Here is a 522-nt window from a genome sequence, read left to right on the forward strand (position 1 = left end):
GCCGATAGCTGGGCGCAAAGGCTTGCGCTCGTCCTTTGGGGCCCAAATGCTCCACGCCGCTTCTTCTCGGACGCGCATTGGAAGGTGCCTTACGAGTGGAATCGGGAAGCCATTAAGCAGAATCAACGACGCCGGGTCTTCTGTGCCTCAATGGCAGTCGTTTTCGAGGATCGACGCGATCTAGATCCCTGGCGTGAACGGCTGTGGCTCATGATCGAGGAAACTCCGGCTTTGGACTGGTTGTTGCTGACAAAACGACCAGAATTGATCAAAGACATGGTTCCATGGAAGCGCAAGTGGCCCGCGAATGTCTGGCCCGGCACTACCGCAGAGGATCAAAAGTGGGCGAACGAGCGTATTCCCGCGCCCTTGCGTCTGCCGGCTCAAGTACGTTTTGTGTCCTGCGAACCACTTCTCGGCCCGCCCGACCTTCGAAATTGGCTCGCTGCGCCCGGCGAAAAGAAAGGGCTCCATTGGGTAATTGCCGGAGGGGAGTCAGGGCCAAAGGCTCGACCAATGGGC

Annotated in this window: 1 protein-coding gene; it reads left to right on the top strand. The window is 58.4% G+C overall.

What is annotated here, in order from left to right; all coding sequences use genetic code 11:
• On the top strand, nucleotides 1-522 hold a 522-nt coding region (locus tag ACU8YC_RS26150), incomplete at both ends, for a DUF5131 family protein (protein ID WP_446896137.1).

This window comes from Citrobacter sp. VF227 (genome assembly GCF_052950715.1).